The sequence below is a fragment of the Rhizobium sp. 05L429 genome (assembly GCF_056397645.1).
In genome coordinates this window covers 29610-46534 of the sequence record NZ_JBFTNV010000032.1, presented here as the reverse complement: position 1 = coordinate 46534, position 16925 = coordinate 29610, and the positions used below count along the sequence as shown (strand labels likewise).

Genomic DNA, 16925 nt, shown 5'->3' with positions numbered 1-16925 from the left:
GTGAATCTCCACGCCGCKAGAGAAGCGAAACCAGCGGAAAGCCCGAAGGGAGGTTTCAATGCATCTAAACGAGGCAAAGGTAACCCATCAGCAAGAGGCTTGGCACGTCGATTTCGTTGGCGATGCCGGCGAACGACTGACGGTGCGCCTTCCCGAGGCGGCCGCGCTGAGCGAAGAAGATGCGATCGACCGCGCCAAGGAAATGATGGTGCAGCTGACGCCCTTCGGCACCCGAGGCGGCGAGCCGAGCCTCAATCGCTACGACAGTTTGAGCAACGGCAATTTCGACGACGATCAACCGCCCTTCAGGGTGAAACATTAAGGAGGGCCTTAAATGACCATACGGCACGGTAGCTGCAATTGCGGCAAGGTGCGCTATCAGTTGGAGGGCGAACCCAAGCGCATCGGCCTTTGCCATTGCACCGACTGCCGACAGGAGAGCGGCGCAGCCTTTACCTATTACGCGATCTGGCAGACGGCCGCCTTCAAAACCACCGGGGAAACCGCAGATCATCGGGGCCGCCGCTTCTGCCCCACCTGTGGTTCGAGGGTCTTTGCCTACGACGCAGACGAGGCCGAGATCAAACTCGGAACCCTTCAGGACGCGCCGACCGGCCTCAAGCCCAMTTATGAGCTCTGGATCAAGCGCCGAGAACCTTGGCTGCAGCCGGTCGAGGGCGCTGAGCAATTCGCACAGGATCGGATTTGATAGCTGTCCGCCGTCGAGGGTTTGGCACTCCATGACAACTTTGGGTTAGCGGAAGACTAAGGGATACAGACGTCGGATAGCGATTTGAAGCATCCTCGTTGGCACAAGGATGCAATCATTCTCAATTGCAGTTCGCTGGATTAAAGAGCCGCCCTCCCTCGAGTTCATCAAAGCGAGGCATTTCCCGAAATTTCCGAAACCGACCACCGGCTGCCTTCCAGCCCCATGGTGGCTACTGACTGAGCTTTTTAGACTCAGAAAGCATGATCACGCTCGGCCGAAGCGCGAACGGGCGAAAGGCATCGTCGCCATTCCCGAAAGCGGCAGCGACCGCAACCGTCTTGCAGCCAGGAAAGTGATGAGGATAGCGCCGGCGAGCTTCAACCAGGGATAGTTTCCAAGCCGCTCATGGGCACTCGCATCTCTCCATTGGGCGTGTGGCGAGATCTCGCTATTCGCCTGCTCGCGGATGAGAGCGAGGCGTCTGCGCAGCAATGTCAGCTCCCCCTGCAATCTCGCAAGTTCCACGGCCTCCTCGTCCTCCACCATATCAACCGGAGGCAAATTGGCCTCGTCGGCCTCTGTGGCCCCTTCGATATCGGCAAGATGCTCGTCAAGCTCGGCCTTCGTCTTGAATCCGTGCGTGCGTATGTCCGTCATAGGCAGCTTCCTCATTCGGCGGGTCAATTATCGCAAGATGAGAACGCACTCAGCCGTCATAAGTTCGAAGCCCGCCTATACATCCCGCGTTGCTCTGGATCGATCCGAACGCCCCTCTCCCTCCACCACGGCCGACRAAGCCTTCGAGAATATCGGCAGGTGGTTTCCCGGACAGATCTCACCCGCTCATTTGAGAATTAAGTCGATCCTCGCAAAGATATAGTTGCATGGTGGAACGGCTTTCGAGCCTTGAGACGATCAACGAAGGCTCGCCTTTAACAGGCAGCCGCATCGGTGCCGCTATCGCGCGCCCGTCACATGGTTGAGTTCCATCATCAAGGCGCGACCGCTGGACCAGGCAATGACGGCATAGGCAAGGCCCCCGACAGCAACTCCCATCAACAGATCCACGAAGGGAAGATGCAGACTGCCGTCTGCCATATGGAGAGCCAGACCGACGGCACCGACCATGACGCAGGCGCCCAGACCGGCGGGGAAAATCCTACGCAACAAGGATGACCAGTGGAATCCTGTGCCGCGCCGCAGGAAGTACAGGGACAAGGCAGTCGTCAATGCCGCAGCCACTACTTGCGCGACGGCGATATTGAGCAATTCCGGCCCGATCCAGCCCGCGACCGCGAGGCAGGCGAGACTGGTTGCCGTAAACAGCATGTTCAGGCGCGGCAGCAGTGCGACCCGACCGATGATGCTGAGTACTGGCTCGTTGAGCATCTGGATAACGCCAATGCCGCGCGCAGCCGCCAGCAGGATGAGGACCGGCGCCGCTGCGAGCCACTGCGCGCCGAGCAGCGTGCTGATGAGCTGTTCCGAGATCACGGCAAGGCCCATGAAGACCGGAAGTGCCGCAAAAGCMGTCGCGGCCATGATCAGTCCCGTGAGGCGGCTGAGGCCCTCCACACCGCCACCTGCTTCACCCTGTTGGCGCGAGAAGTAGCTCCATGCCAGCATCCGCACGGGTTCGGAAACCAGTTCCGTGACGGCGCCGACGATGCGGCTTGCCATCCTGTAGACGCCGACTTCCGCAGCGCCGATGAAGAACACGATCAGGAACTCCGCGCCATAACTTTGCGCAAATTGCATCAGGCGCGATGCCAGCAGCCGCGTGGAGTAGGCGAGCGCCTCGCGGGCGGTGGCAAGCTTGAATTCGAACCGGGGAAGCCATCGCGCAAAGCTTGTGGACATAAGGAGTGCAACAAGCACGACGCAACACCGTCCTGCCGCGAGCGCGACGATACCCCAGCCGAGCAGCAACCCTCCGGCAGTCACGACAAGACCCGAAAATTCCGAAGTCGACTGGTAACAGGCAAGTTCCCGGAGGCGTCGCCCCCTCACGAGCACGCCACTCTGGCAGATGATGAAGGTGCCGGGAACGATGGTGGCAATCAGGAGAAGAAGGGTGAGGAAAATTGATCCGGTTGGCGCCAACCAGACAAGGGAAACTGCAAGCCCGAGCAAGCCGAGAACGGTGAAGGCGAGGCCGCTCACCAGCGCGCAATAAAGAACAGTGCCAGGCAGCTCCCTATCATGCGGTGCAGCGATCAGATATTCACTCCATCCGGCTTCGRCAATCTTTGATTGCAACAAAACAGTCGAGGAGACCATGGCAAAGATCCCGACCTCGGCCGGAGAGAGGACCCGAGCGGCGACCAGCAGCGTTCCGATGCCGCAGAATTGGCTCACCAGGCGCGCGCCCGACACCCACAGTGCATCCCGTGATGTCGACGCGCTGCGTGGCTTCTGATCTTCTTCTGTGTCGGAGATTGCAGTTGATGCAACACTAGATGTGCCCATGGTCACACATTCTTTTTAGTTAAAACCGAGGTAAATTCTGCACTACTACGCGCCTTGCATGTGTTACCAAAGTAACAACTTTGGTGTATATTCTATATTGACGGTTTATACTCACTTCTGCATAGTTAAGACGAAATTACAATCATGCATATGAAGATTGGTCTGAGGGGCATCATCATGATGATACTCGCACATCGCGGCTGGTGGCATGCGCCCCATGAGCGGAACAGTTTAGGGGCATTCAACAAGGCATTTGCAGCCGGACACGGCGTCGAACTCGATGTTCGCGATCTGAATGGCGAACTGGTTATTTCACACGATCCTCCTACAACCGGGGCGCTGCCTTTCGAGCGCGTTCTTGAGTGCTATACGGCAAATGGCACCCCCGGACGGCTGGCCATCAACATAAAGGCTGACGGTCTCTGCCCGATCCTTGTGGCGATGCTCGAACAGTATGGGGTGACGAAACGCTCCTTCGTTTTCGACGCCTCGGTTCCCGATCTCAGGCCTTATCTCGACAGCGATATCCCCGTCTTCACCCGCTTCAGCGAGGTCGAGCTCTACCCGTCCTTCTACGAACGCTGCCAGGGTGTCTGGGTGGATTCATTCACCGAGAAGCCGGCGTCGATCGAACGCGCGATCGACGATCTCAGACACGGCAAATATGTCGCGATGGTTTCGCCGGAACTGCACAAGCGAGCGCATGAAGCGACCTGGGCCGCCTGGTCTGGCGAATTGCGGCAGGCTGCAAAGAGCGGTCTTCCACTCGAGCGGCTGATGATCTGTACCGATCTGCCCGATGCAGCCGAGCAGAGCTTTGCCTGGATGGTTGAGGAGGAAGTCACATGATCCGTGCTGTTTTGTTCGATATGGATGGCGTGCTGATCGATGCCAAGGAATGGCATTATGAAGCGCTGAACCGGGCGCTCGATCTTTTCGGCATGCCGATCGACCGCCAGGCGCATCTGACCACGTTCGATGGCCTGCCCACCCGTCGCAAGCTGGAGATCCTCTCTCGTTCCAATGGCCTCCCGAAAGGGCTGAACGAGCTGATCCACGAGCTGAAGCAAGACTATACGATGGAGCTGATCTACACCCGCTGCAAGCCGGTGTTTGCTCATCAGTATGCGTTGAGCCGCCTCAAGCACGATGGCTACAAGATCGCCGTCTGCTCGAATTCGATCCGTGTCACCATCGAATCCATGATGCGGCGCGCCGGATTGATGGAATATATCGACCTTATCGTTTCCAACGAGGACGTCACCCGCGCCAAGCCGGATCCGGAAATGTATGTGACGACGATGGAGCGCTTCGGCCTGAGGCCGGATGAGTGCCTGATCCTTGAGGACAATGAATACGGCCTGAAAGCCGCACGCGACAGCGGAGCTTACGTCATGCAGATCGGCACGCCGGCCGACGTCATCCATGGCCGGATCGTATCGGAGATCAAGCGTGTATCGGAGGTGATGGCATGATCGTCCTGTTTCCCACCACGGGTCCAAGCCCGCATTTCAGCCCGGAAGACTATGCTTATCCGCGCCCCCTCATCGAAGTCGCCGGAAAGCCGATGATCCTATGGGCCATCGAGAACTTGAAGTCGCTCGGCGGCGACACGCATTTCCTATTCGTCGTCGACCAGCAGGATGCCGTCAAATATTCCTATGAGCGGATCTTCGACCTGAGCACGAACGGCCGCTCCGAGGTGGTGATGCTGAAAGGCCCGACGGCTGGCGCGCTCTGCACTTGCCTGATGGCCATCGACAGGATCGATCCCACTGAGCCGCTGGTTATCGCCAACAGCGACCAGATCATCGACACCCGCCTTGCATCCGTGATTGCGGAATTCGAGGCGGCCGAGGCAGATGCCGGCGTCATCACTTTCGAGACGATCCACCCGCGCTGGTCCTATGCGACGCTCGGCGACGACGGTCTCGTCAACCGTACGTCCGAGAAGGATGTGATCAGCAACAAGGCAATCGCCGGATTCTACTATTTCCGCGAGGCCCAGATCTTCTTCAAGGCCGCGACTGCCGCCTTGCGGCACGGTGTCACGGTAGAAGACCGCTACTATGTCAGTTCCTCGTTGAACGAAGTGATCCTGGATGGCGGCCGCGTCGTTTCCGCAAGCATTCCCGCGGATCGCTACCACAGCTTCTACAACCCGAAAATGATCGAGAATTTCGAGGTGAACGGCGTACGCCGCCTGTCCTCCGCACAGGCCACACGGCCCGTGCAACTGGTGGTGCCGGCCGCCGGCCGGGGCAGCCGTTTTGCCAAGGTCGGCTTCGCCCGCCCGAAGCCCTTCATCGATGTGCTTGGCCGGCCGATGATCCAGCACGTGCTGGAAAATACCCTGCCGCCGGGCGGACAGCCGACGGTCTTGCTGCTGCGAGAACATCTGGACAGCCAGGCGGATGGGGTGGCCGAGCTTCGCTCGCGGGGTGTCGAGGTCGTTTCGGTCGACCATGTCACCGAGGGCACTGCCTGCACCGTTCTTCTGGCGCGCCAGCACCTTGACGAGGAGGCACCCCTTCTCATCGCCAATTCAGACCAGGTGGTGGACATGCGCATCGTCGATTTCATCGACGACTGCATGTCGCGCGATCTCGACGGGTCGATCCTCGTTTTCCGCGATCCGAAGCGCGATCCAAAATGGTCCTTCGCCGAAACCGATGCGGCAGGCTTCGTGCTCAGGGTTGCCGAAAAGCAGCCAATCTCCGAACTGGCGACGGTCGGCATCTACTTCTTCCGCCGCGCCGGCGATTTCATGAAGGGGGCGCTCGACATGATGGTGCACAACGACCGCACCAACAACGAGTTCTATGTCTGCCCCGCCTATAATTACGCCATCCGCAACGGCGCTCGCATCGGCGTTTACGAGATCGACGTCAGGAGCATGCATGGGCTTGGCACACCCGAGGACCTGGCCGAATATCTGCAAGGCCGCGAGCCTGCCTATGCATGATGTCGCCACCAGACCGGACGCGACAGCGCCGCTAAACATCATCATTCCCATGGCCGGGAATGATTTTGAACGGGCTGACGGCTCGGTGAAGGCGGAAATGCCGGTGGAAGAGACGACACTGCTCGGCGCCACGCTGGAAGCGCGCGCTTGGTGGAACGGCGGCGCGGTGCCTGTTTTCGTACTAAGGGACAAGCCCGTATCGCGGCGCTACGCCGGGGAAACATTGTTGACACGCTATCCGGCAGCGCGGATCGTCTGGCTGTCCGAAATGAGCGGCGGGGCGGCCTGGAGTGCTGCGGCCGGTGCGGCACTCGTCGCTTTTCCGGATGCGCCCGTCGTCGTCGATCTCTGCGACATCATGTTCGACAGCGATGCGGACATTGCTGCAATTTTTGCAACGGACCCCAATCTCGGCGGTCTTGCACTGACATTTGGCTCCCGCCATCCGCAATACAGCTATCTTAGCATTGGAGATGATGGCCGGGTGCTGGAAGCGCGGGAGAAGGTCGTCATTTCCGATAATGCATCGGCAGGCGTCTATGCCTTCCGCAACGTCGCCGTCTTTCATCTGGCTCTGGCCCAMAGTCTGCAGAACCGGGCGAGCCTCTCGCATAACGGTCTGCTTTTTGTCTGCCCTATGCTGAATGGCGTTGTCGCGCACGGTTTGGATGTCCGGACTTTGCCGGTGCGTGACGTGTTCGATGTCAAGATCGCAGATACGGCCCTTGCCGGCTAGGCGTCGACGACGGGGGGAAGAGACGGGTCCCTTCTGCTTCCTCGACACGCGTTCACGGGATCAGAGACCGAGTAAACGGGAGTTCACCATGACAGCCGGGACATTGAACAAATTACCCTCTCTCGCCATTATCATACCCTGCTTCAACAATGTTGAGACACTTGCCGAGGCGCTCGATAGCGCTCTCGCACAGGATTATCCTGACTTCGAGGTACATATCTGCGACAACGGCTCCACGGACGGCAGTCGGGAAATGATCGCATCCTACTCGTCTCCACTGCTGAAGCCGGCCCTGCACCCGGACACCGTGCCGCGCACGGACAACTGGAATCGCGCCTATACCGCCGGTGCGAACGCCGATTACCTCGTCACGCTGCATGCCGACGACCGTCTCGCGCCGGGCGCGCTACACGCCATCGGGCGCGCGGCAATGCGCCACCCTGCCCTGATCCACGGCCGTTTCCGTCAGATCACCTATGAGGGTGATCCCATTCCCGGCCGCCGCTTCGGATGGAGTTACAGCAACAGCGGTGAGGCGTTCCGGGAATTGCTGCTGCTCAACAATATGGTCGCGATGCCGGGCGCAACCATCCGTACCGACGTCTTCTTCAAGGCCGGTCGCTGGGATCCCGCCTGGCAGTACCTCCAGGACATGGAGCTCTGGTGGCGCTGCGGCGAACTCGGAGAAGTGGCATTCGTCGCCGATATGCTTGGTGACCACAGAGCCTATAAGCATCCGCAGGCGCTACACCGACATGCCCAGGAGCATCTGCGTTGGGCGACGCGTAGCCTGCGGAATGCCCCGACCCGGCGGCTGCGGCAGGCCGCCGCAGATGGGCTCAATGCCTATCTCACACGCCTCGAGGCCGAAGTGGATGACTTGCCCGAAGTTGCGGCCAGTCTGGTGGATCCGGTGAGAGATGCCCGAGCAGCTCTTGCAAAGGCACCGGGAACGCGCGTCGATGCCCTTCGCCGGCAAAGACTGTTGCGCATGCGGGCTGCCTCGCTCTCGGCCATCGCCAACTTCTTTGGAAGAATTTCGCCCTGGCAAGCCTTATCGCGTTGAAAGCCGGCAGCATCCGTCCGCTCCAGATTGACGTGAGCGATGCCCTTCGCTCGCCTTTATGGCACGGCTGCCGGCTGGCCTGAATACTTCTCATTCGAAAKCCATTTAACAGTGGCATGCGATAGCCGTCATCGCGGGCATTCGCATTCAACCGCGGCGCCGACCGGGCTGCCGACAACCGCGCCGGTCACGGCACCAGCAGCGGCTCCGTTGACCGTCGGAAGCCCGGTCGACCGCCGCCAGACCAACGACCCGCATTCCCGGTGTTTCGAGGCTCGGACCTCAGTCGGATTTGCTTCGGACTTTGGTCTGATGACGGTCGGACTGAAGTCCCGCAGCCGGAACGCACTCTCTCCCCACTCGTTCGGCTCTCCATCGAAAGAGGAGTTCAATCATGGACGACAGGAACGACATCCCAGAAATTTCCAGCGCATGGAACGCATCCCTGCTGGCGCTCGTCATCTTTCTTGCCGCCATACTCTATGTTTTCGGTACGGCCATGTCGGGCGACACGGGCCAGTTGACCGCCAGCGTCGCGGGCGCAGACCTCATCGAGGCCAGGTGAACTGGAAAAGTCCGGCCAATGCGATAGTTTGAATGAATCGTCGCAACTCAGGTTGGAAATGAACTGGCTCTTACGCTGGAACGCCCGCTCCCTCGCCTCCCAATTCCTCATCATGGGAGGGCTTGTATCCCTCGGTGCAATGTTCGTCATCGGGCTTATCGTCACCCATCTCATCGAGGATGCCGTCATTCACAATTCCGGGGCTGCAACGGCGCTCTACGTCGATAGCGTCGTCGCACCATTGCTTCCGGACATGCAGCAGCAATCGCTGCTCGATGAAGCAAGCGCCCAGGCGCTCGACGAAACGCTCGGGCAGGGCGCACTCGGACGCCGTCTCGTGTCGTTCAAGCTATGGCGCCGTGACGGCACGATCCTCTACTCCAATGAAAAGGAATTGGTGGGGAAGACGTTTCCGGTCAATGGCAAGCTCGCCCAAGCATTTGCGGGCTCGCTTGTTGCACGTTACGAAGTCGCAAGCGACCCCGAAAGCGCCGAGGAGCGCAGGCTCGGCAGGGAGCTCATGGAAATTTACAATCCTGTTCTGCAGCCTTGGTCGGGAGAGGCTGTGGCAGTGCTTGAATTCTATGAAACGGCCGAAGGCCTGGAAGACAGCCTCACACGCGCACGGCTCTGGAGCTGGCTGGCCGTGGCCGGCCTGACCGCAATCTTCTTCCTCGTCCTCTCCATTCTCGTCTTTCGTGGCAGCCGAACGATCGAGGTCCAGCGCGAAGCGCTAAAGGCCAGAGTGGACGAACTCTCTGCGCTCCTCAGCGAAAATCGCGGGCTGCAACGCAGGCTTCAATTGTCCTCCCAGCGCGCCGCGGCCTTGAACGAAACCTATCTGCGCAGCATTGGCGCCGATCTGCATGACGGCCCCGCCCAGCACGTCGCCTATGCATCGTTGCGTCTCGACAGCAACCTGCTGGTCGATGCCGCCAYCCAGCCGGAGGCGCGGGAGAAGGAACTCGCCTGGATCCGTTCKAGCCTTGCCGAGGCGATGAAGGAGATCCGCGATATCTGCAAGGGACTGGTCCTGCCGCAAATCGAGAAGGCTTCGATTACGGAGATCGTCAAACGCGTTGTCGAAGCCCATCAGCAGAAGACCGGCACCACCGTCGATACAACAATTGACGAGGACGATCCGGAACTTGCCCCCGCTCTGAAGATTTGCATCTATCGCTTCATTCAGGAGGCACTCAACAATGCCTATCGCCACGGCGGTGGCGTTCAGCAGGCTGTCAGGGCAACATCACAGGGCGGCGGCGTCCGCATCGAAGTCAGTGACCGAGGCGAGGGTTTTGATCCGACGCAGGTGAGACCCGCGAGCCTCGGCCTTGTGGGGCTCAAAGAGCGTATCGATAGCCTTGGCGGCGAATTCGACATAAAAACCGGCGAAGGCGGAACGACTGTCATCATGACGTTCGCGCCGATGGAAGTGGAGGAATAGAATGACGTCCATCAAGATCGGCGTCGTAGACGACCATCCGCTGTTCCGCGAGGGGGTGACCCGCAGCCTCTCCGAGGTCAGCGATTTTGTCGTCGTTGGAGAAGGCGCCAACACATCTGATGCCGCAATGATCGCCGCCGATACCCGGCCGGACGTGCTGCTTCTCGATGTGTCGATGCCCGGCGACGGGCTCTCGGTGATCGATGAGATTCTTTCCATAAGCCCGGATACCAAAATCCTCATGCTCACGGCCTCAGAGGAAGTCGATACGCTCGTCGAAGCGCTGCAGCGAGGAGCAAAGGGCTACATTCTCAAGGGTGTTGGTTCACGCGGTCTGGCCGAAGCGATCCGCACAGTTTTCAAGGGAGCCCGCTACGTCTCCCCGGCGATGTCGGCCAAAGTCATGGAATATTCCTTGAGCGGCCAGGCATCGGACAGGGATGCACTTACCCCTCGGGAACGCGAGGTGATGGATCTCGTTGCGCAAGGCCTTTCAAACAAGCACATCGGCCTGCGTCTCGATCTACAGGAGAAAACGGTAAAGCATCATATGACCCAGATCCTGACAAAGCTCGGCGTMACGAACAGGACGGAAGCTGCCTTGCGGTGGCGTGAAAAACGCTAGCGCAGAAGGCGCGCGAGCCGGGCGCCGTCAGCAGATGTCGCCCGCCTGTTGATGATCGTGCGGCCTTTGCCGTCCTTCATGATGTAACGTCCCGCCCGAAGGGTTTCGGTTATTCCGTTCGTATGCCGGACGTCGATCGAGCCGTCCGTAGCTTCGCTCGCGCGTACTCCGGATGTCGAGGGCGCATTGTTCGCACTACCGGCGCCGTTTGAACTGGACCGGCTGTTCCCACTGCTATTGCCGTTGCCGCCCGAATTACCGTTTCCACCCCCCCCGCCATTGCCGTTTCCCCCACCGTTGCCATTTCCCCCGCTATTACCGTTTCCATTCCCGCCGCTATTACCACCGTTGCCGTTTCCATTCCCCCCTCCGTTGCCGTTTCCATTCCCCCCGCCATTGTTGTTTTCGTTCTTTGCGAATGCTGCCTGGATGGCGAGCGAGGGAAATGAACCCGGCACCTCGACCTTCAGCGGCGCAAACGTCGCAACGGCAAGAACACTCGCACCGCAGCCCTTCAGGAAATTACGTTTCGAGATCACCATCGTCCTGTGCCTTGTGCCTCGTCCAGACTGGCCTGTCGAAAACGGAAAGCATGAGATTGACCGCTTGTTCCGAAATTGCAAGACGGTCGGACATAGGTACCAGGCGCCCTAGGACTTTGGTCCCTGATGTGGTGCAACGCGCATTCCGAAGGACGGAACCTTCTACCGGGAAGAATTAGCGGCGTCGCTCAAATAACGGGAGAAACGCACTGACGTCTTGGCCCGCTGAACGGCTGGTAAGTATTGTCCGAAACGCGATAGGAATTATAGCGGGCAGCGCACGACGACATACGCGGGTCGGGGCTTGTATCCGCCGCCGGCAGTCCGACGGAAAGCGCTCCTTCGTCGGTCACGCACGGCTTGCGGGGTCCGCCGTCAAAAGGCTGGTACGTATTGTCAGCCACATTGTAGGACCGGTAGCGTTGTTGGCACAGGCTGAGATGACGGCTGTCAGCCATCCACTCCTGCTTCGGCTGCTCAATCTCCCCCGTCACGGCCGCTTCGGGTGGTGCAATGGCCGATATGCCAACCAGACCGCCAGGCGTGGAAGACGAAGCGTTGGCCGCAGCCTGAAGAGGTGGAAGCCGCTTGTAGTCTTGCGTTTTGGGATCAACGCGGGTTGGTGTCGTCGTCCAGAGCGGTGCATCGAGGTTGGCGAAATGATGTGGCTCCGCTTTGCGGAACCCATCGGACGCAAATCCAAGACCGCCAACCAGAACGGTCCCGGCCACTGCCAGACATATGGTTGGTGCAGCAAGCGACTTCATGACGCGGTCTCCCATTTCCACTCCACATGAAATTGAAAATGCGGGGCTCTGGTTCCGTGACGGCTCAAAAAATCGCAGTTTTTCGCGCATTTTTTTGCAGCTCCAGCCGGTCGCCTTTAGTGGAGCACAAATCCGTCGGTCGCGATCTCCAGCAATAACGTCAGCGATAGGAATTTATTGCCATCGCCCCGATTTTGACCGATAGCTGCTTTATCGGGGTGATCCGATCCATCACAGCAGGTCGCAGGCAGAAAGAGGAAGCATGTCGCAAAGAGCGGGCAGCGCCGACCTCCCCCTTCACGGAGGGCGCGTGCCGCCATGGCTGGGCAACCGCATGACGACGCTCGGCGCGCTGATAACCGAGGCAATCGTCCACCATTACGGGCGTGACGAGTTTCTGCGGCGGCTTTCCCATCCCTTCTGGTTTCAGTCCTTCGGCGCCGTCATGGGCATGGACTGGCATTCTTCGGGGATTACGACCAGTGTTCTGGGGGCGTTGAAGCGGGGGCTGAAGCCGCTTTCAAAGGAACTCGGACTGCATGTCTGCGGTGGCCGCGGCGCGCAATCGCGCAAGACGCCGGACGAGCTGATGGCGATCGGCGACCGCACCGGGCTGGATGGCGCCGGCCTTGCCAAGACAAGCCGCCTGGTCGCCAAAGTGGACAGTGCAGCCGTGCAGGATGGTTTCGATCTCTATCTCCACGGCTTCATCGTCGCCGATGACGGTCACTGGGTCATCGTCCAGCAGGGCATGAACGGCGACAAGCGTCAGGCCAGGCGCTATCACTGGTTCTCGGAAGGATTGGAAAGTTTCGTCAATTCTCCGCATGCCGCCATCGAAGGCCGCTCGCAGGGCGAGATCATCAATCTGGCCGATCGGCGCGCGGAAAAATCCCGCCACGACCAACTCGATCTTCTCGCAACGCTCGGACCGGACCGTATTATCCGCGAGGCGGCAGCCCTTGCCCTGGCCGCCGATCCTGCACTCGAGCCGAAACCCGCCGAACAGCCGATGCTGCCGCATCTCATCATGCCCGCACATCACGATGTGCGCGAAAGTGACGTCAATATGCGGCGTCTCCACGGCAATCTTGCTGCAGCTGCCGATCGCGGACCGGTCGATTTCGAAGATCTGCTGCTCGTGCCCGGCGTTGGTGCCCGCACCGTTAAGGCGCTGGCGCTCGTTGCCGAAGTCGTGCACGGCGCGCCGTGCCGCTTTTCCGATCCCGCCCGCTTTTCGATCGCTCATGGCGGCAAGGACAGGCATCCCTTTCCCGTACCGCTCAAGGTCTATGACGAGACCATCAATGTGATGAAATCGGCAGTCCTGAAGGGAAAGCTCGGCCGCGAAGAGGAATTGCAGGCCTTGCGCCGGCTCGACGACCAGTCACGCAGCTTGGAGCGTTATGTCACCGGCCCCGACCTCAAGGAAATCGTCGCTGACGAATTCCGGCAATCCTCGGCCTTCGGCGGCCGAAGCGTCTTCGGCCGGGAGCCGCCGCCGGAAGATATGCCAGCGGATGAAACAGCGCGCGCCCATACCCGCCGCTGATGGCGAGCGCTCGGATCAGCTGCCTCGGACCGGATCTGTTATAGGTTCATCGTGGAAAACCGGCTGCGTTCAATGCGCTCCGCGCCAGACGCGAGCCCTGCTCCATGATGTCGGTCACCAAGCTGTTCTGAGTGTCCCGTCTAATCGAAGCAGCTAGCCGATGAGCAGCTTGACCCAGGTCTCAACATCATCGCCGCTGCTCATGTCCGGGCGCACCAGCCCGTCAATCATGAATGTCGGAGAGACGTGGATGCCGTTCTGCCGGGCATATTTGCAGTGCCATTTGATCTCCCGGTCGAGATCCGGAATGGCGAAGGCCTCTTTCAATTCGACACCGCTATAGCGCTCCAGGCGCCCGATGATCTGATTCGGCGTCACATCCATGTTCGGGCCGCCGGCGTGACGCTCGAACTCGAATTCTTCGCGATGGGCGGCGACACCCGCCATKACCTTCTTCGCAGTCTCCTTGCCGCCTTCCATCGTCGATGCCGCCAGAATAGAGCGTACGATCACGCCGGAGTAGAGATGCCATGGCTGCGACTGCAGCCGGATCTTCACGGTGATCTTGTCCGCACCGGCCTGCTCCAGAAGCGCGTCCAGCTTGTTGAACGTCCTGACGGAATAGGGGCAGGTCGGCTCCAGAAAGGCCTCGAAAACGCGTGATCCAGCCCCCCAAACGAGCGGGTCTGCCTGCCAGGAAGTCGCCGTCATATCCATGTCCTCTTGTCCTGCTGATCGATATTGCCTGCCACCATAATCACTGGCGCAGCCGGCGTCGCTGATGATGGGGGTTTTCCCATTCTATTTATTCACGGTGCCATGAAAGTCATAAGACTGTTTGGCCTGTCATGCCTCTTTCACAAATGCATAGAGCCGCTATGCTGTCGTCACGGATGAAATGATTGGTAAATCAGTGATGCAGGTACGGCGGGGCGAACTGCGGGAGCGAATGACGATCCTTGGCGAGGTCAATGCTGCATCGTTCGTCCCGTGGATCCGCCGCCATGCTGATAAGCTTGGACTTTCCCAGGATTTCTTTCACACAGGCGCCGACCGAATCGAACTTGAGGTCGCGGGGCCTGTAGAGCTGATCGACATGCTGGAAATGGGATGTTCACTTGGGCCGATCGATGTCTGGGTGGACGAGATTCAGCGCAGGATTGTAGATCCCGGCGACACACCGAAGCACGGATAAATTCATCCGCTGCCCTTTATTTAATCATTGTTGCCAATGCGATTTTTTTATGCAAGCCTCTGATAACTGAGATCACAAGCTCGGCAACAGTGCGCGGCCAGAAGCGCTAAAGCATTGGTAAAATTGAGGAAGTAGAGGTCATGCTATCTGATACGGCCGGCTCCTGGACGCCTGTCGCCCTTTCTGCTGATCTGCCGCCAGCAACCGTCCTGCCTGCCTGGACGCCAGCAGGATCGATCGCTCTCTGGCGCAGTCAATCCGGGCGCGCATCGGCATCCTCAGATCGCTGTCCGCACCGTGGAATGCGATTGTCCCACGGCTTCGTGCGTGGCGAGGCACTCTCCTGCATTTATCATGGCTGGAGCTATTCTCCGGCGGGAGGCTGCATTCGCATCCCCGCCCACCCCGATCTCGTTCCGCCGGAAACGATCCGTGTCGCGGTCCAGAAAGTTGAAGAATCGAATGGCCTTATATGGGTTGCTGTCGGCCAACCGGCGACACAACCGCCTCCCCTGGGCGATCTTGTCCCGTTGCGCTCTTTGACGGCCGAGGCCGGCATCGCGGCAATCGAAGCAGCGGCCGGCGCAAAAGCGGATGCCGACGGGCTTGTCAGTGTCGCAGATTTTCCGTTGATCCTGCTCCTGCCGATACAACAAGGAGATCGCACGCTCATTCATGTCATGATCGAGCAGGCGTGCAGCATCGCGGATCGGATTGCTGCATCCCGTATCGCCGAAGCCGTACGCCGTCAGGCGGAGGCACGCCAGAAGGAGGCCGCATGAGGAACGCCGGCGCTATGATCGATGAGTGGTATCCGGTCGGCCTTTTCAGCCAGCTCACCGAAACAGGAAGCAAGACAGCGCTGATGGGGGAGCCGATCGAGGTAGCGCGCGCGCCTGATGGCAAAGCGCGGGTAACATCCGGCGAAGGGCGCGCGCTCCCAGTTCGTGTCCGCTATGGCCATGTCTGGTCCTCTATCGGCAACCCCGCCAAGGAACTTTTTGCGATTCCCGAGGCTGACCAGCCCGGCCGCCGCTTCGTCGATGTCGGCGTGGTGCGGGTGCGCTGTTCGCCGCTGCGGGCGGTGGAGAACTTCCTCGACATCGCCCATTTCCCCTTCGTCCATACCGATATTCTCGGCGCTGAACCGCATACGGAAGTCGAAAATTACAAGGTGGAGATCCGGGAAGACGAGGATGAAGTCTGGGCGACGCAGGTGAAATTCTACCAGCCGCAGGCAGCCAAGTCGGCCGCCGGCGGCATCACCACCGAATATATGTACCGCGTGCCGGCACCCACCTGCTCGGTGCTCTACAAGACTTGCCCTCCCCGCCCGGGCGAATGGGATGTCATTACCCTCTTCGTGCAGCCGCTTGCAGAAGACCTTTGCGACGTATGGCCATGGATGGCCCTCTTTGACGACGAAACGCCCATGACAGACCTCATCCATTTTCAGCAGATGATCTTCCTGCAGGATCGCTCGATACTCGAGAACCAGATCCCAGCGCTTCTGCCGCTCGATCCCGGCATGGAAATCCCAACAAGGGCCGATCTGACATCGGTCGCCTATCGGCGCTGGCTCAAGCGCCATAACTATACCTACGGCGCACAGTTGGTGGCGCAATGAAGCTCTACGACTACATTCTCTCGCCGAGCTGCTACAAGATCCGCCTGATGGCCGCGATCCTCGGCATCAAGCTGGACATCAGGCCTGTCGATTTCCATCCCGGCGCCGAACATCGCGGACCGGAACTCCTGGCACTCAATCCGGCAGGCTCCATTCCGATCCTCGAGGATGTTGATCTCGTCCTGACGGAATCCTCGGCCATCCTCGCTTACCTCGCCGCCAAAAGCGCGCCGGAATGGCTGGGCACTAGCACGCCTGAGGAGACGGCACGGGTACAGCAGTGGCTCTCCTTCTCGCACCGGCTGACGGCGAACCTCGGCGGCGCGCGGCTGCACGAGATGCTGCTGCGCCCGGGCAATATCGAGACCCTGCAGGCGCAGGGGGTCGCAGCATTGCGCGAGCTGGAAGCCGGTCTCTTCGAACAGCAGCTTCGTGGCATGCGCTTCCTGGCATCGAACCATGCCACGATCGCCGATATCGCCTGCTTCCCCTACGTGGCGCTGGCACCTGATGGCGGCATCTCGCTCGATCCCTACCCAACGATCCGGTTGTGGCTGCGCGCCATCCGAAGCATCGGTGGCTTCATCGAAATGCCCGGCATCCACCGACTGCACGAGCTGAAGCCCGATCCCCATCCTGCGAAGGAGCAAAGCTGAT

Annotated in this window: 20 protein-coding genes; 15 read left to right on the top strand and 5 right to left on the bottom strand. The window is 59.8% G+C overall.

What is annotated here, in order from left to right:
• Positions 1-58 precede the first annotated feature (58 nt).
• Positions 59-322: a hypothetical protein gene (locus tag AC1DNW_RS27505; protein WP_113296321.1), complete on the top strand. Its 264-nt coding sequence runs from the start codon at positions 59-61 to the stop codon at positions 320-322.
• Between the two features lie 12 nt (positions 323-334).
• On the top strand, positions 335-709 hold the full coding sequence (locus tag AC1DNW_RS27500; RefSeq protein WP_477854977.1) for a GFA family protein: 375 nt from the start codon (positions 335-337) through the stop codon (positions 707-709).
• Between the two features lie 267 nt (positions 710-976).
• Here AC1DNW_RS27500 and AC1DNW_RS27495 read toward each other — a convergent pair whose 3' ends face one another.
• Positions 977-1369, bottom strand: a complete 393-nt coding sequence (locus AC1DNW_RS27495) for a hypothetical protein (protein WP_477854976.1) — start codon at positions 1367-1369, stop codon at positions 977-979.
• Positions 1370-1669: 300 nt separating this feature from the next.
• A complete protein-coding gene (locus AC1DNW_RS27490; RefSeq protein ID WP_477854975.1) occupies positions 1670-3181 on the bottom strand; it encodes an oligosaccharide flippase family protein in 1512 nt (503 codons plus the stop codon).
• Positions 3182-3325: 144 nt separating this feature from the next.
• Between AC1DNW_RS27490 and AC1DNW_RS27485 the strand changes: the two genes are divergently transcribed.
• From AC1DNW_RS27485 to AC1DNW_RS27450, 8 genes are all read left to right on the top strand, one after another.
• Positions 3326-4030 carry a PI-PLC domain-containing protein gene (locus AC1DNW_RS27485; protein ID WP_477854974.1) on the top strand — a complete coding sequence of 235 codons (705 nt, stop codon included), beginning with the start codon at positions 3326-3328 and terminating at the stop codon, positions 4028-4030.
• Positions 4027-4656: an HAD family hydrolase gene (locus AC1DNW_RS27480; protein ID WP_113296316.1), complete on the top strand. Its 630-nt coding sequence runs from the start codon at positions 4027-4029 to the stop codon at positions 4654-4656. Before AC1DNW_RS27485 ends, AC1DNW_RS27480 begins: the two co-directional genes overlap by 4 nt.
• Positions 4653-6146 carry a glycosyltransferase family 2 protein gene (locus tag AC1DNW_RS27475; protein ID WP_477854973.1) on the top strand — a complete coding sequence of 498 codons (1494 nt, stop codon included), beginning with the start codon at positions 4653-4655 and terminating at the stop codon, positions 6144-6146. The genes AC1DNW_RS27480 and AC1DNW_RS27475 overlap by 4 nt, the downstream gene beginning before the upstream one ends.
• Complete coding sequence (locus tag AC1DNW_RS27470) at positions 6139-6882, top strand: glycosyltransferase family protein (protein WP_477854972.1); 744 nt, start codon at positions 6139-6141, stop codon at positions 6880-6882. The genes AC1DNW_RS27475 and AC1DNW_RS27470 overlap by 8 nt, the downstream gene beginning before the upstream one ends.
• Positions 6883-6970: 88 nt before the next feature.
• Entirely contained in the window at positions 6971-7948 is a 978-nt protein-coding gene (locus tag AC1DNW_RS27465) for a glycosyltransferase (protein ID WP_477854971.1), read from the top strand.
• A 394-nt stretch (positions 7949-8342) separates the two neighbouring features.
• Positions 8343-8513 carry a hypothetical protein gene (locus AC1DNW_RS27460; RefSeq protein ID WP_477836766.1) on the top strand — a complete coding sequence of 57 codons (171 nt, stop codon included), beginning with the start codon at positions 8343-8345 and terminating at the stop codon, positions 8511-8513.
• 58 nt (positions 8514-8571) lie between these two features.
• Positions 8572-9960: a sensor histidine kinase gene (locus AC1DNW_RS27455; protein WP_477854970.1), complete on the top strand. Its 1389-nt coding sequence runs from the start codon at positions 8572-8574 to the stop codon at positions 9958-9960.
• A gap of 1 nt (position 9961) precedes the next feature.
• Complete coding sequence (locus AC1DNW_RS27450; protein ID WP_037096890.1) at positions 9962-10585, top strand: response regulator transcription factor; 624 nt, start codon at positions 9962-9964, stop codon at positions 10583-10585.
• Here the strand turns inward: AC1DNW_RS27450 and AC1DNW_RS27445 are convergent.
• A complete protein-coding gene (locus tag AC1DNW_RS27445) occupies positions 10582-11127 on the bottom strand; it encodes a twin-arginine translocation signal domain-containing protein (RefSeq protein ID WP_477854969.1) in 546 nt (181 codons plus the stop codon). The genes AC1DNW_RS27450 and AC1DNW_RS27445 overlap by 4 nt on opposite strands.
• 188 nt (positions 11128-11315) lie before the next feature.
• Positions 11316-11894, bottom strand: a complete 579-nt coding sequence (locus AC1DNW_RS27440) for a BA14K family protein (protein ID WP_477854968.1) — start codon at positions 11892-11894, stop codon at positions 11316-11318.
• A gap of 262 nt (positions 11895-12156) precedes the next feature.
• On the opposite strand from AC1DNW_RS27440, the gene AC1DNW_RS27435 reads away from it, so the two are divergent.
• Complete coding sequence (locus tag AC1DNW_RS27435; protein ID WP_477854967.1) at positions 12157-13446, top strand: DUF763 domain-containing protein; 1290 nt, start codon at positions 12157-12159, stop codon at positions 13444-13446.
• A 153-nt stretch (positions 13447-13599) separates the two neighbouring features.
• Here the strand turns inward: AC1DNW_RS27435 and AC1DNW_RS27430 are convergent, their stop codons facing one another.
• Positions 13600-14157, bottom strand: a complete 558-nt coding sequence (locus AC1DNW_RS27430) for a DsbA family protein (protein ID WP_477854966.1) — start codon at positions 14155-14157, stop codon at positions 13600-13602.
• Positions 14158-14344: 187 nt separating this feature from the next.
• Between AC1DNW_RS27430 and AC1DNW_RS27425 the strand changes: the two genes are divergently transcribed.
• From AC1DNW_RS27425 to AC1DNW_RS27410, 4 genes are all read left to right on the top strand, one after another.
• Positions 14345-14641 (top strand): acylphosphatase, encoded by a 297-nt coding sequence (locus AC1DNW_RS27425; RefSeq protein WP_477854965.1) that lies wholly within the window; start codon positions 14345-14347, stop codon positions 14639-14641.
• Between the two features lie 140 nt (positions 14642-14781).
• Complete coding sequence (locus AC1DNW_RS27420) at positions 14782-15423, top strand: Rieske 2Fe-2S domain-containing protein (protein ID WP_477854964.1); 642 nt, start codon at positions 14782-14784, stop codon at positions 15421-15423.
• Positions 15420-16268: an aromatic ring-hydroxylating dioxygenase subunit alpha gene (locus tag AC1DNW_RS27415; RefSeq protein ID WP_477854963.1), complete on the top strand. Its 849-nt coding sequence runs from the start codon at positions 15420-15422 to the stop codon at positions 16266-16268. The genes AC1DNW_RS27420 and AC1DNW_RS27415 overlap by 4 nt, the downstream gene beginning before the upstream one ends.
• Positions 16265-16924 (top strand): glutathione S-transferase family protein, encoded by a 660-nt coding sequence (locus AC1DNW_RS27410; protein WP_477854962.1) that lies wholly within the window; start codon positions 16265-16267, stop codon positions 16922-16924. Before AC1DNW_RS27415 ends, AC1DNW_RS27410 begins: the two co-directional genes overlap by 4 nt.
• Position 16925 lies beyond the last annotated feature (1 nt).